This is a genomic window from Nocardia arthritidis (assembly GCF_011801145.1).
In the GTDB taxonomy this organism is placed as follows: domain Bacteria; phylum Actinomycetota; class Actinomycetes; order Mycobacteriales; family Mycobacteriaceae; genus Nocardia; species Nocardia arthritidis_A.
The window spans coordinates 9,620,368-9,633,165 of record NZ_CP046172.1; the positions used below are offsets into that span (position 1 = coordinate 9,620,368).

Sequence of the window (12,798 nt, forward strand, 5' to 3'; positions counted from 1 at the left end):
CTCAACCACTGGACACCTCGGAGTTAGTAAACTACCTTTCTTACCAACGCTCAACCGAGCATGGTAAACCTCTCTCGGCACGGTGACCTCATGCGTCGAATTACGCTCAGCCTCGTGGCAATTGCCGTTCTCGTCCCAGTCGCGGGTTGCGGTACCGGCGACGGCAAATCGAACGGGGACAACCCGACCATCGCACTACTGCTCCCGGAATCGAAGACCACCCGCTACGAGGCCTTCGACCGGCCGCTGTTCGAAGCGAAGGTCAAGCAGCTCTGCGATAAGTGCAAGGTGCTCTACTTCAACGCCGACCAGGATGCGGCAAAACAGCAGGGCCAGTTCGAATCCGCGCTCACCCAGGGCGCGAACGTCATCGTGCTGGACGCGGTCGACGCCGATTCGGTTGCGCCGCAGGTGAACAAGGCCAAACAGAAGAAGATCCCGGTGCTCGCCTACGACCGGTTGATCGCCAAAACCGGCTACGACTACTACGTTTCGTTCGACAATGTGAAGGTCGGCAAGGTGCAGGGCGAGGCGCTGCTCGCCGAACTCGCCAAGCGCGGTACCACCGACAAGGGCCAGATCATCGTGCTGAACGGCGCGCCGACCGATCCGAGTGCGGGCGATTACAAAACCGGCGCGCATCAGGCGCTGGACGGCAAGGTGAAGATCGGGCGCGAATTCGATACGCCGGACTGGTCTCCCGACAAAGCGCAGCAGGAGACCGAGCAGGCGATCACCGCGCTCGGCAAGGATCAGATCGTCGGCGTGTACTCGGCCAACGACGGCATGGCGGGCGGGGCGGTCGCCGCGCTGAAGCGGGCCGGATTCGCCACGCTGCCCCCGCTCACCGGCCAGGACGGTGAATTGGCGGCCGTACAAAGGATTTTGACCGGCGAGCAGACCATGACCATCTACCTCAACTACCGCGCCCAGGCCGAGAAATCGGCGGAGCTCGCCGTGGCGCTCGCCAAGGGCGAGCATCCCGAGGCGCCCGCGAAAACGAATAACGGTGCGGCGGACATCCCCTCGTTCCTGCTGGAGGCGATCGCGGTGAACAAGGCCAACGTCAAGGACACCATCGTGAAGGACGGCCTCTACACCGTCGCCGATATCTGCACACCGGACGTCGCCACCGCATGTCGGGCGGCGGGGCTCGAATGAGTACCGCCGCAACGGTTCTGTCCGCCCGCGGCATCACCAAGCGATATGGCGCGGTGCAGGCGCTCGCGGGCGCGGACCTCGAGGTGCGGGCCGGCGAGGTGGTCGCCTTGGTCGGCGATAACGGTGCGGGTAAATCCACTCTGGTGAAGGCGATTTCGGGTGCCATCGCGGCCGATGACGGCGTGCTCGTGTTCGCGGGCGCCGAGGTGCGGATCACCAAGCCGCAGGACGCGCAGGCGCTCGGCATCACAACGGTTTTCCAGGACCTGGCACTGTGCGACAACCTGGATGTGGTCGCGAACCTCCATCTCGGCACGGAGACAAGGCATTTCAGTGTGTTGAACGAGATCGCGATGGAGCGCGCCGCCCGCGATCTGCTCGCCTCGCTGGAGGTGAAGATCAAGGATGTGCGCACCCCCGTCTCGGCGCTCTCGGGCGGCCAGCGGCAGTCGGTGGCCATCGCCCGTGCGCTGCTCGGCAATCCGAAGATGGTGATCCTCGACGAGCCGACCGCCGCCCTCGGTGTCGAGCAGACCGCACAGGTGCTCGCGCTGATCCGCCGGCTGCGCGAACGCGGTCTCGCGGTGCTGCTGATCTCGCACAATCTGGTCGACGTCCGCTCGGTCAGCGATCGGGTGGTCGTGTTGCGACTCGGCCGCAACGCGGGCGAATTCGAGACCGCGCAGGCCACCCAGGAGCAGATCGTCGCCGCCATCACCGGAGCCTCGTCATGACCGAAGTTGCTATGAAAAGACCAGTGTGGCAAGGCAATCCGATGCGCGGACTGACCGATTCGGCCGTGGACCGGCTGCGCCGCGGCGAGGTGGGCTCGCTGCCGGTCGCGGTGGGGCTGGTGATCATCGCGATTGTCTTCCACCGCCTCAACGCGCATTTCCTCTCCCCCGAGAACCTGACCAACCTGGCCCTGCAGATGGCCGCCACCGGCACCATCGCGCTCGGCATCGTGCTCGTGCTGCTGCTCGGCGAGATCGACCTGTCCGCGGGCTCGGTCAGCGGTTTGACGGCCGTGGTGATGACGCAGCTCTACGTGCATCACGGCTGGCATCCGCTGCTCGCGGTGTTGGCCGCGCTCGCCGTCGGCGCCGCGATCGGAGCACTGCACGGCCTGATGCGGACGGCGCTGAGCATGCCGTCGTTCGTGGTGACGCTGGCCGGATTGATCGCGTGGCAGGGGCTCATGCTGTACCTGCTCGGCAAGGAAGGCACGGTCAACCTGCCCTTCGACCGCGGTATCGCGAAGATCAGCGATACCTGGCTGGCGCCGTGGCAGGCGTGGCTGCTGGTGCTCCTGCTCGCGGGTGGACATTTGACGGCCGGACTGGTCACCAGACGGCAGCGGGTGCGCGCCGAACTGAATGTGCCTGCGGCAGGCTGGATCGCGGCGCGTTCGGGCGGACTGGCGGTGCTGCTGGTGGCCACCGTCCTGGTGCTCGATTCCGATCGCGGGGTGCCGTTGACGCTGGTCGTCTTCGGCGGCCTGGTGGTGGCCGTCGATCTTGTGTTGCGGCGCACCGTATTCGGGCGGCGCGTCTACGCGGTCGGCGGCAATGCCGAGGCGGCGCGCCGGGCCGGGATGAACGTCGACCGGGTGCGAATCGCGGCATTCATCGGATGTTCCGTGCTGGCCACGGTCGGCGGTCTGCTCGCGGCGTCGAGACTCGTTGCGGTGAACCAGAGTTCGGGCGGCAGCGATATCCTGCTCAACGCCATCGCGGCCGCGGTGATCGGCGGCACCAGCCTTTTCGGCGGGCGCGGACGCGCCTATGCCGCGCTGCTGGGCATCCTCGTCATCCAATCGATTACGAATGGCATGCTGTTGCTCAACGTTGATTCATCAATACGGTTCATGGTCACCGGCACGGTCCTCGCCGTATCTGTTGCCATCGACTCGGTGGCGCGGCGGGGAGCAGAAGGGACCCGGTGATGACATGGAGCCGCGTCAATGCCATGTCCACCTCAGCGTCGAGGACGGTTTGACGTTCGACTACCGCGCGGAACCGCGTGCGGCCTACCTGTTCGCGCGGGATGTCGGCGCGCTGCTCGGAGCGGAGGTGACCATCGACGACCAGGTGCACGACGGGCTGCCACCGCTACCGTGCGCATGCCTTTGGTCGTCGCGATAGCGCGGAAATACATTCCGCCTCAATCGGTTTGAGTCCAGGCGGCAACCGGCAGAACCAGGTAGACACCGAAATTGTCGAGATCGACGACCTCGGCGATGCGGTCGTGCAGCAGGTCGGTGCGTTGCTGCCGGTTGACGGCGCGGCTCTCGAAATACTTCGAGCGCACCTCGATAACCGCGTCCAGTTCGCTGCGGTCGTACGGGCCGAGCGCGCGGAAGCGCAGCTCGACATCGCCGGGCTGCAGATCGCCGTCGTACGGCTCCTCCGGACACTCCACCGCGGTCGAAACGATATGCGGCAGTACGTCGGCCAGCCTGCGCAGCGTGGCATCGGGGACGTGGGGCGCGTAGGTCACCTCGACTAGGGGCATCAGGCCAGACTAATCAGTCCGGAGTGACCTCGGCACCGTGAGTTGTGCAGTACCCGAGGGTGAGGCACGAATCGCACGGCAGGGTGATGCGGGCGGATTGCCGGCACTCCCAAGATCGGCGTATGCACCTCCGTCGCACCATGTTCCATGGCGTCCTCGCCGCGCTGTGCGTCTGCGTGGCCGCATGCGCGCCCGCAGCTCGGCCAGCGCCGCACCTGTCCTGGGCCCCATGTCCCGAGAAGGCCGAATTCGACTGCGCGACAGTTCAAGTGCCCATCGACTGGACGAAACCGGCCGGGCCGCAGACCGATATCGCGATCGTGCGGCAACGGGCCAAGGATCCGGCACATCGGGTCGGCGCGCTGGTGTCGCTGCCGGGTGGCCCCGGCTCGTCCGGTGTCGACGACATCCTCCATGGCGGAAAGTTTTCCGCGACGCTCACGGATCGCTTCGACATCATCAGCCTCGATCCGCGCGGCGTCGGGCGCAGTCATCCGGTGCGATGCGATGCCGCACTCGCCGGACACCCGCCGAACGCGGTACCCGACCTCGACGGGCAGATCAGCGAAATCCACTCCTACACAGCGGCTCTCGCGCAGAGCTGCCGGACGTTCACCGGTCCGTTGCTCGATCACGTCGACGCGGCAAGCGTCGCGCGCGACGTCGACGCGCTACGTGCCGCGCTCGGTGCCGACCAGCTCAATATCTACAGCCGCTCGTACGGAACCATGCCCGCGCAGGCCTATCTGGAACTGTTCCCGCGCCGGGTCCGCACCATGGTGCTGGACAGTGTCGACGACCACAGCCTGAACGGGCGCGATTTCCTCAACACCGAAGCGCGCGCCGGCCAGGACACCTTCGATGAATTCGCGGCATGGTGCGCCAGAGAGAGCACCTGCGTCCTGCACGGCACCGACGTGCACCGCACCTTCGACGACCTGTACGCGAGGGCGTCCAGCGGTACCCTGCGCGATCCGCATGCTCCCGATAAACCGCTGGCGCCGATGGATTTGAGTTCCGCAGTGCTCAAGCGCCTCTATCACCCGGATTGGTCCGCGCTGGCCGATGATCTGCGCACGCTCACCAACCAGGCGCCCGCACAGTCGATCCCGCCCACCGCCGCACCACAGCCATCCGGCCAACCGGCTCCGATGCCCGTCGTGATCGCCTGCACCGATTGGCAATTCGAACTTCCGGACCAGGCGGCCTGGCAACGCCAGTGGGCCGAACAGAACGCCGCCACGCCGACCCTGCGCGCGCACTTCGCCTGGGGTGCAGGCAGTATGTGCTCCGGCTGGCCGACCGCCGCACCGAATCCGCCGCACCGCCCGCACGTTGTGGACGGCCCGCCGGTGCTGATCCTGAGCTCGCGCCACGATCCGGCCACACCACGCGAATGGGCCACCCAGGTCACCGCGCAGACCCCCGGCGCCATCCTGTTGACGTACGAGGGCTGGGGGCACGGCGTCTACGACCGCACCCCGTGCACCACCTCGGCCACCGACGACTACCTGATCTCCGGGGCCCGCCCCTCGAACACGAATTGTCCTGTGGCACAATAGAACTGGTTATGCGTCCTTATCGCCGTAGTGTGCCGCGATATCTTCGGATGAGCTCCACCGGCTGTAGGTGGGCGACTGCGGCCAGCCCTCGGGCGAATCCTGCCATTCCTCCTGCCGCCCGTACGGCAGTAGGTCGATCAGCGCGAAGGAGTGGCTGAGTTGTTCGGTGCCGCGACCGTTGGTGTGCCAGGTGCGGTAAACGGTATCGCCGTCACGCAGGAATACGTTGACGGCGAATCCGCCGCCGGGCGGCGCGCCGACGTCGGCGCCGAACGGGCTGTTCGCCGTGGAGTACCAGGCCATCTTGTTCCCGACCCGCCGCTTGTACGCGAGCGCCTCATCGATCGGCCCCTGGGTGACGATCACGAACCGGGCATCGTAGTTGTCCAGGAATTCCAGCCGGGTGAACTGCGAGGTGAACCCGGTACAGCCGCCGCACTGCCACTCCTCGCCCGGAAACCACATGTGGTGGTAGGTGATCAGCTGCGGCTTACCGCCGAAGACATCGGCCAGCCGGACCGGCCCCTCCTCGCCCTCCAGGATGTAGTCGGGCATTTCGACCATCGGCAGGCGGCGCCGCTGGGCGGCTATCGCATCGAGTTCCCGGGTCGCGGCCTTCTCCCGGACCCGCAGCGCGTCGAGTTCACGCTGCCACGTATCGGCGTCGACAACAGGTGGAAGTGCGTTGGTGCTCATGAGTTCCTCTCATTGATCACGTTCACAGGGATCTGTGGATATAGACGCCATCCGCTCGTCGAACTCATCGGTGACCGAACCCGACCCCGCCTGTGGATATCCCGCCATCCACATCTCATCGCACAATCAGTGCCTCGATGCCCGTTGGGCGCGAGCGATGATGGCATCCATCAAACGCGCGGTCGGTCCGGGCGCGGCACCGGCGAACCAGCGCATGATCCGACTGCCGAGCGACGGCACCACCGTCGCCTTGCCGCGTGCGGCGCCGGTGAGCAGCGCCCGGGCGACCGCATCGGCGGTGATCGGCGCGCCGGTGTTCAATGCCGACAATTCCGGTGGCCTGGTTGCGAGTTCGGCCGCCAGCTGCGGGGTGTCCACATCCGGCGGCAATACGACGGTGACGGTGACGCGCCCGGTTTGAGCTCTTGGCGCAGTACCTCGCACAGCGCGCGCACCGCGAATTTGCTTGGGCTGTAAGCGCCGTAGCCGAAGCACGGCAGCACGCCTGCCATCGAGGAGATCACCGTGATGCTGTCGCGATCGCCCGCATGCAGATCGGGCAGCGCGTCCCGGATCACGTTCAATGTCCCGAAGTAGTTGACCGCCATATGTCTATCGAAATCGCTCGGGTCGAGCGCCGGTCACCACCACATGCCGATCGGACCAGTATCGCGTCACATCGGCAGATAGGTTGCCGGGCAACGTATTCGAGATGGTCATGGTCATTGCCTTCCGTGCTCAGCCGGCGACCGGAGTCACCGCGATGGGTGGGATCGCGCTCAGGCAGGCGGTCGAGCCCGGGGCGCCGGTCCGTACGAATTCCGCGACGATTCCGGTGACGCAGCCGCTCGGCTCGAGATCCGGGACATGTCCGGTGTTGGGCACCGAAACGAAGGTCGCGTTCGCGAATCGGGCCGCCGCGCGCTTGCCGTTGGCGTCGGGCGTGATGGCGTCGAGATCGCCGGACAACACCAGTACCGGCACGTTCGGCAGCGGTTCGCGCATCTGGTCGGGGCGCTGATGGTTCTTCAGACCCGGCCAGCGAATGCAGGAATCGCCGCCGTCGCGCAGCGCGGCGCCGAAGCCCTCGACGCTGAACGCACCCGACTCCGCGGGCGGGTTCGCAAGCGCCTGCCGGTACTGCTGTTCCCGCTGCGGCAGGCTCGCGTCGGGCGACCACAGCGTCGGATAGTCGTTGCAGGTCACCGCCACATAGGAACCGATGTTCTCGTATGCGGGCTCATCCGTTGTCGCCCGGACGAATTCCGAGATTCCGCGGTCGTCGCCGCGCACCGCGCCGTGCAGCGCGGCGGGCAACATGCCAAGCGGCACAAGCTGTTCCGGATGCGCGCCGACATTGCTGGTCCCGGCCTCGAAGACCAGGTTGCCGAGCTTGCCCTCGTCGAGCAGAAGCGGCCCGTGGTCGGTGGCCACCGTGATCGGCCGGGTACGCATCCGCTGTGCCACCGCCGCGAGATCGGCCACCGCGGCATTGCCGTCGCAGGCCCTACTGCGTTCGCAGATCCGTTGCAGCGCAAGCGATACCGCTTCGGCATTCGCGGTCCCCAGCTGATTCATATCCGGCGAGTACGCGCCCGTCAGCACGATGGACTGAACGTGGTCGGGATGGCGTTGGGCGTAGACCGGCATCAGGTAGGTGCCGTAGGAGATGCCGTACAGCACCAATTTCGGGACGCCAAGCCGCTCCCGCACGGCATCGAAATCGTCGGCCGCGGCCGCCGAGGTGTAGCCCGCGGCACGCGAACCCAGTTGTGCACCACAGTGTTCCACGGCCGCCAACTGCTGTTCCCTGGTGCCGAGCTGAAACTGCCGCGCATCGATGCCGCAATCGAGCGGACTCGAAACCCCGGTCCCGCGCGGATCGATCAGCAGCAGGTCGTGATCGGCGAGCAAGTGCTCCGATACGGCCACCGCCTCGGCCGCGTGCGCGATCATCGGCACCCCGGGACCGCCCGGATTCGGGACGACGGTGCCCGCGCTCGGCACATCCTTGCCGTGCCGCACCAGCGCGTACCCGATGTCGACCGTGCCGAGGTCGGGCCGATCCGCGACCAAGGGGCGCTGTACCTGCCCGCATTCGACGGTGTAGCCGGGCACCGTCGGACACCAGGACAGCGCATCCGGTTTACCGCCGGGATCGCCGCATCCGGCAACCAATCCGCCGACGACCACCGCGGCCAGCGCCGCGCTCACCACAGTGCGCATTTCAGGATTCCTCCGCTCGTCAACCATCGGATTGCTGATGGTGATCCTGCGCACCGCCTGTCAAAGGCCAAGCAAGTGAACGGCAAAGCCAGGTAAGAATTTCGCGGCGATACTGAGCCGAGTTACCGCAGGTGGCGGATGGTAGACGCAATTGCCATGTCCACCTCCGGCACCAGATGACGACGGCGGCTCGGCACCATCAGCGTCGGATGCATGATGCTCCAAGCCGTTGCGGCGCAGATAAATTCCTTGATGCGGGCACCGAGGCGACCGGTGATCACGACGGATGTCGGCTCGTCCTCGGGCGTCACCCGCTGCACGATGCCATCGCGACGGCCGAGGCTGATGCATTGGTTCGCATAGCCGATCGGCGCCGCGGAAACCTTGCGACCGGTCAGGCGCGCGGCGAGGGCGTCCGCCCCCTGCCACGCCATCGGAGTCGCCGTCGCGCAGCCCATCCGCAGCGGCTTACCGCCGACCCCTTCGGCGAACGCGGCGTCACCGACCGCGTACACATCGGGGTGCGAGACCGAGCGCATGGTGGCGTCGACGACGATCCGTCCGGTGTCCGATACCGCCAAGGTGGTGGCCGCCGCGATCGGATGCACCGCGAAACCCGCTGTCCACACGATCATTTCGGCCGGAATCCGCCCTGTGGCGGTGACGGCCCCTGCTGCCTCGACGCGGGTGATCTCGGCACACTCCTCGACCTTGATGCCGAGCCGTTCGAAGGCTCGGCGCAGGTGTCGCTGGGCCTTCTCGTCGAGCCAATCGCCGACGCCGCCACGCGCCGCGATCGTGACCCGGAGATCCGGCCGGGCCTCGGCGAGTTCGGTGGCCGCTTCGATGCCGGTGAGTCCGCCACCGACAACGAGCACCGCCGCTCCCGGCGCCAATTCACCGAGGCGCGCCCGCAACCGCAGCGCGGCCTGCTTGCTCGCGACGTGATAGCCGTATTCGGCCACCCCGGGGACTCCGCAGTCGGCGACGGTGCTGCCCAGGGCGTACACCAGGGTGTCGTAGCCGAGGGTTTCGGCGCCGTGCTCACCGAGGATGCCGACGGTCCCGCCGTCGACATCCACCGCGGTGACCCGCGCCTGCCGGAAGCGAATCCCGGTGCCCGCGAACACGTTACGCAGCGGCCGAGCGGGTAGCCGCTGCCCGCTCGCGAGCTGATGCATCCGCACCCGCTCCACGAACTCCGAATCCGCGTTGACGACGGTGATCTCGACGTCGTCGGGATGCAGCCGCTTGGCGAGTCGACCGGCGGTGATGGCTCCGGAGTACCCGGCGCCGAGAATTACGATGCGGTGCTTCATGATCCGACTCCTGTCTCGGTGGGTTCGACTCCTGAACCGGACAGCGCCGCGAATGCTGACAGGCTCGAGATGTGATGCGCGTCACCATCATTCGATGCCCAGGGAAGTTCATCCTTTTCTGAATACAGAAAAATCTGTACTATCTGCCGAGTGGAAACACTGCAGCATTCGGATGCGCTGGCCAGGTTCGGGCATGCGCTGTCGGATCCGACCCGCACGCAGATCCTGTTGAGCCTGCGATCGGGGCCGGGCTATCCGTCGGACTTGGCCGAGCGGATCGGCGTATCGCGCCAGATTCTGTCGAATCATCTTGCGTGCCTGCGCGGTTGCGGATTGGTGGTGGCCGTTCCCGAGGGGCGGCGCAGCCGATACGAGCTCGCGGACGCCCGCATCGGCCGGGCACTGCACGACCTGCTCGGCCTGGTGCTCGCGGTCGACCCGGCATGCTGTCCGGCTTCCGACGCCGACGGGTGCTGCTGATGCTCGAGGTGCGCAGGCGAGCGGTGCTGGAGCGTCGGATTCGCCTGTTCGTCGCCGCCACGATCTCCTACAACGCGCTGGAGGCGATCGTCGCGCTGGCCGCGGGTGCGGAGGCGGGGTCGACCGCGCTGATCGGGTTCGGCTTGGATTCGGTGATCGAGGTGTCCTCGGCCGCGGCCATCGCCTGGCAGTTCGCCGGACGCGATCCACAGGCGCGGGAGCGGGTCGCACTCCGGATCATCGCCTGCTCGTTCTTCGCGCTCGCGGCGTACGTCACCGTGGATTCGATTCACGCACTGTCCGGCGCCGACGCCGCGCGACACGCGCCGGTAGGGATCGGGTTGGCCGCGGTCAGCCTCGTCGTGATGCCCGCGCTGTCGCGGGGGCAGCGGCGGACCGGTCGCGAACTCGGTTCGGCCTCCGCCGTCGCCGATTCGAAGCAGACACTGTTGTGCACGTATCTCTCGGCGGTGCTGCTGGCCGGGCTGGCCTTGAACAGTTTGTTCGGTTGGACGTGGGCCGATCCGGTCGCCGCGCTCGTCATCGCCGGGCTCGCGGTGAAATCCGGCCGCGACGCGTGGCGCGGTGACACATGTTGTCCGGCACCGGTTTCCGCCGAGCGAATCGGACATAACCGCACATGTTGTGAATAACCAACTGGTCAGGCATCGCACCGAACAATTTCCGAACCTGCGGGCGCAAACGCGCCGGGCGACGTCGAGCAATAATCTGGAAACCACCCAATAGTGCTGCGCCACTTATATTTACGTCATATCGATGGTGTTGAAAAGGTTTCGTTCCCGCATTGCGCGACGCGTATCGCGCCGGACCGGCGGCTTGTAGGATCGAAGGCATATCGAGGAGGTACGGTGTCGAATAGTCGAGGTGCACCCATGGGCATCGAGACACGAAAGCCCAATTCGGCGCGAGTGTACAACTACCTCCTGGGCGGAAAAGACAACTACGAGGTAGACCAATTGGTCGCCCAGCGGATGTTGGACGTCGCCCCCGATACCGGCACGGTCGCGCGGTTGAGTCGCCGTTTCCTGGTCCAAGCCGTGCGCATTGCCGCCGAGGCGGGCATACAGCAATTCGTGGACCTCGGCGCGGGCATCCCGGTCTCGCCCAATGTGCACGAGATCGCCCAGAAGATCGACGCATCGGCTCGGGTGGCATCCGTCGACCACGACCCGGTCGTGTACATGCACAGCACCGCGCTGCTTTCGGGCGTGCCCGGCGTTATCCCGATGCTGGCCGATATCCGGCGCACCGACGAACTCATCGACCGGCTCCGGACCGAGGCGCTGATCGATTTCGACCGGCCGGTGGCGATTCTGCTGGTCGGTGTGCTGCACTTCGTCGTCGACAAGGCGCAGCCGCCCGCGATCATCGCCCGGCTGCGCACCGAACTCGCACCCGGCAGCTACCTCGCCTTCACCCACGGCTCCGATGAATCCGACCGGAGTTTCATGCTGCAATCGCTGTCGGATACCGCGGGCAGCACTGCCCAGAGCGTGTACCGCTCCCGGGACGAGGTGCGCGGCTTCTTCGACGGCTTCGAATTCCTCGGCCCCGGTTTGGTACCCATCCAGGAATGGCTGGACGACGGTCCGCCCAGAACCAGCCTGGTGATATTGGGCGGCGTCTGCCGTAAGCCGTAGTTACCCGGGCGTCAGCCGCCACAGCGAGGTGATCTCGGCGATTCTGGCTTGGTGCAGCGGGTCGGCCGCATCGCGCGGCCGCCGATGCCGCGGGCGGATTTCCAGCCGGTCGACCACACGCAGACCGGCGGCGGCGATTCGGTCCGGCAGTTCGCCGGGCGCGCGCAGGCCGAGGTGCTCGGCGAGGTCGGAGAGGATGAGCCAGCCTTCGCCGCCTGCCGCGAGGTGATCGGTCAAACCGGCGAGGAAACCGTCGAGCATTTCCTCGTTCTCGTCGTAGACGCCCCGCTCGAGTATCGAGGTCGGCCGCTCGGGCAGCCAGGGTGGATTGCACACCACGAGGTGCGCACGGCCTTCGGGATAGAGTGTGGGACCGGCGATTTCGACGCGATCGGCCAAGCCGAGCCGATCGATATTGTCGCGGGCGCAGGCCAAGGCTCGAGAACTGTTGTCGGTAGCGATGATTCGATCGAAACCGCGCCGCGCCAGCACCGCCGCCAGCACACCGGTCCCGGTACCGAGATCGAATGCGGTGCGCGGCAATCCATCCGACACCTCCGGCAGCGGCGCCCGCGCGACCAGGTCGATGTATTCGCCACGGACCGGCGAGAATACGCCGTAGTGCGGGTGGATGCGCGCACCGAGCGCAGGCACCTCGACACCTCTTATCCGCCACTGATGCGCCCCGAGCACACCCAAAAGCTCGGTGAGCGAGACGGTTCGGGGTCCCGATGGCGGACCGTACGCCTCCCGGCAAGCCTGCCGCACATCAGGGGCGCGGCGCAGCTCCAGCGCGTAATCGTCGTCGAGGAGTACTACCAAGCGCCCGAGGATCCGCGCGCGGTCGCCGCGTAGCCGCCGATACTGCTGGAAGGTGCCGCCGGCCCGCTGCTTCGATCTGCGGTCGACGCGGCGGCGCAGCGCGCTCAACAGTTGCCTGCCGTTGTGGAAATCGCCGCGCCACAGCAGGGTCACGCCATCGGCGGCCAGTTTGTATGCGATATCCGCCTTCATGCGGTCGTCCGCCACGACAATCCGAATTTGTTGCGGCACATCACTTTCGGAATGCCGACAGGCAGATCGGTCGGTATGTTCTTCGGTCTTTCGAATCGTGGACATCTGGAGTACTCCTCGTAGGCAAACGCACAGGGCCCGAAGAGCACTTCGAGGCGGAACCGG

14 protein-coding genes and 1 pseudogene are annotated in these 12,798 nt (G+C 66.5%); 8 read left to right on the forward strand and 7 right to left on the reverse strand.

Features of this window, described 5'->3' with window-relative positions; genetic code table 11:
* The first annotated feature begins 114 nt into the window (after positions 1 to 114).
* The 4 genes from F5544_RS43865 to F5544_RS43880 are packed head-to-tail and all read left to right on the forward strand — an operon-like array spanning position 115 to position 3,305.
* Complete coding sequence (locus F5544_RS43865; RefSeq protein ID WP_238846977.1) at positions 115 to 1,161, forward strand: sugar ABC transporter substrate-binding protein; 1,047 nt, start codon at positions 115 to 117, stop codon at positions 1,159 to 1,161.
* Entirely contained in the window at positions 1,158 to 1,895 is a 738-nt protein-coding gene (locus tag F5544_RS43870; RefSeq protein ID WP_167478580.1) for an ATP-binding cassette domain-containing protein, read from the forward strand. Before F5544_RS43865 ends, F5544_RS43870 begins: the two co-directional genes overlap by 4 nt.
* Positions 1,896 to 1,936: 41 nt before the next feature.
* Positions 1,937 to 3,106 carry a sugar ABC transporter permease gene (locus F5544_RS43875; RefSeq protein WP_167478581.1) on the forward strand — a complete coding sequence of 390 codons (1,170 nt, stop codon included), beginning with the start codon at positions 1,937 to 1,939 and terminating at the stop codon, positions 3,104 to 3,106.
* A 4-nt stretch (positions 3,107 to 3,110) separates the two neighbouring features.
* Complete coding sequence (locus F5544_RS43880; protein ID WP_167478582.1) at positions 3,111 to 3,305, forward strand: hypothetical protein; 195 nt, start codon at positions 3,111 to 3,113, stop codon at positions 3,303 to 3,305.
* 19 nt (positions 3,306 to 3,324) lie between these two features.
* Here the strand turns inward: F5544_RS43880 and F5544_RS43885 are convergent, their stop codons facing one another.
* Positions 3,325 to 3,675 (reverse strand): hypothetical protein, encoded by a 351-nt coding sequence (locus tag F5544_RS43885; RefSeq protein ID WP_167478583.1) that lies wholly within the window; start codon positions 3,673 to 3,675, stop codon positions 3,325 to 3,327.
* Between the two features lie 122 nt (positions 3,676 to 3,797).
* On the opposite strand from F5544_RS43885, the gene F5544_RS43890 reads away from it, so the two are divergent.
* A complete protein-coding gene (locus tag F5544_RS43890; RefSeq protein ID WP_167478584.1) occupies positions 3,798 to 5,237 on the forward strand; it encodes an alpha/beta hydrolase in 1,440 nt (479 codons plus the stop codon).
* A gap of 6 nt (positions 5,238 to 5,243) precedes the next feature.
* On the opposite strand, the gene F5544_RS43895 is transcribed toward F5544_RS43890, so the two are convergent.
* The 5 genes and pseudogenes from F5544_RS43895 to F5544_RS43915 all read right to left on the reverse strand — a co-directional run bounded on the left by F5544_RS43895 (position 5,244) and on the right by F5544_RS43915 (position 9,478).
* Positions 5,244 to 5,933 (reverse strand): DUF899 domain-containing protein, encoded by a 690-nt coding sequence (locus tag F5544_RS43895; RefSeq protein ID WP_167478585.1) that lies wholly within the window; start codon positions 5,931 to 5,933, stop codon positions 5,244 to 5,246.
* A gap of 126 nt (positions 5,934 to 6,059) precedes the next feature.
* The gene (locus tag F5544_RS43900; protein ID WP_167478586.1) at positions 6,060 to 6,263 is read right to left on the reverse strand and encodes a hypothetical protein; all 204 of its coding nucleotides are present in this window, start codon (positions 6,261 to 6,263) and stop codon (positions 6,060 to 6,062) included.
* Positions 6,251 to 6,556: pseudogene (locus F5544_RS43905) on the reverse strand (SDR family NAD(P)-dependent oxidoreductase); the annotation flags it as partial. The pseudogene F5544_RS43905 and the gene F5544_RS43900, both read right to left, overlap by 13 nt.
* Positions 6,557 to 6,671: 115 nt before the next feature.
* The gene (locus F5544_RS43910; protein WP_167478588.1) at positions 6,672 to 8,159 is read right to left on the reverse strand and encodes an alpha/beta fold hydrolase; all 1,488 of its coding nucleotides are present in this window, start codon (positions 8,157 to 8,159) and stop codon (positions 6,672 to 6,674) included.
* Between the two features lie 122 nt (positions 8,160 to 8,281).
* On the reverse strand, positions 8,282 to 9,478 hold the full coding sequence (locus F5544_RS43915; RefSeq protein WP_167478589.1) for an NAD(P)/FAD-dependent oxidoreductase: 1,197 nt from the start codon (positions 9,476 to 9,478) through the stop codon (positions 8,282 to 8,284).
* Between the two features lie 150 nt (positions 9,479 to 9,628).
* Here F5544_RS43915 and F5544_RS43920 point away from each other — a divergent pair, with 150 nt between their 5' ends.
* From F5544_RS43920 to F5544_RS43930, 3 genes are all read left to right on the forward strand, one after another.
* Entirely contained in the window at positions 9,629 to 9,958 is a 330-nt protein-coding gene (locus F5544_RS43920) for an ArsR/SmtB family transcription factor (protein WP_167478590.1), read from the forward strand.
* Positions 9,955 to 10,611, forward strand: coding sequence for a cation diffusion facilitator family transporter (locus tag F5544_RS43925; protein ID WP_238847556.1), 657 nt, complete (start codon positions 9,955 to 9,957; stop codon positions 10,609 to 10,611). The genes F5544_RS43920 and F5544_RS43925 overlap by 4 nt, the downstream gene beginning before the upstream one ends.
* A gap of 240 nt (positions 10,612 to 10,851) precedes the next feature.
* A complete protein-coding gene (locus F5544_RS43930; protein ID WP_238846978.1) occupies positions 10,852 to 11,619 on the forward strand; it encodes an SAM-dependent methyltransferase in 768 nt (255 codons plus the stop codon).
* Here F5544_RS43930 and F5544_RS43935 read toward each other — a convergent pair whose 3' ends face one another.
* Complete coding sequence (locus F5544_RS43935; RefSeq protein WP_167478593.1) at positions 11,620 to 12,738, reverse strand: methyltransferase; 1,119 nt, start codon at positions 12,736 to 12,738, stop codon at positions 11,620 to 11,622.
* Positions 12,739 to 12,798 lie beyond the last annotated feature (60 nt).

Excerpts from the sequence above, each read along its gene's own strand:
- F5544_RS43870 (WP_167478580.1), top strand. The coding sequence starts at position 1,158 with ATGAGTACCGCCGCAACGGTTCTGTCCGCCCGCGGCATCACCAAGCGA.
- F5544_RS43875 (WP_167478581.1), top strand. The coding sequence starts at position 1,937 with ATGCGCGGACTGACCGATTCGGCCGTGGACCGGCTGCGCCGCGGCGAG.
- F5544_RS43880 (WP_167478582.1), top strand. The coding sequence starts at position 3,111 with ATGGAGCCGCGTCAATGCCATGTCCACCTCAGCGTCGAGGACGGTTTG.
- F5544_RS43885 (WP_167478583.1), bottom strand. The coding sequence starts at position 3,675 with ATGCCCCTAGTCGAGGTGACCTACGCGCCCCACGTCCCCGATGCCACG.
- F5544_RS43890 (WP_167478584.1), top strand. The coding sequence starts at position 3,798 with ATGCACCTCCGTCGCACCATGTTCCATGGCGTCCTCGCCGCGCTGTGC.
- F5544_RS43895 (WP_167478585.1), bottom strand. The coding sequence starts at position 5,933 with ATGAGCACCAACGCACTTCCACCTGTTGTCGACGCCGATACGTGGCAG.
- F5544_RS43910 (WP_167478588.1), bottom strand. The coding sequence starts at position 8,159 with ATGCGCACTGTGGTGAGCGCGGCGCTGGCCGCGGTGGTCGTCGGCGGA.
- F5544_RS43915 (WP_167478589.1), bottom strand. The coding sequence starts at position 9,478 with ATGAAGCACCGCATCGTAATTCTCGGCGCCGGGTACTCCGGAGCCATC.
- F5544_RS43930 (WP_238846978.1), top strand. The coding sequence starts at position 10,852 with ATGGGCATCGAGACACGAAAGCCCAATTCGGCGCGAGTGTACAACTAC.
- F5544_RS43935 (WP_167478593.1), bottom strand. The coding sequence starts at position 12,738 with ATGTCCACGATTCGAAAGACCGAAGAACATACCGACCGATCTGCCTGT.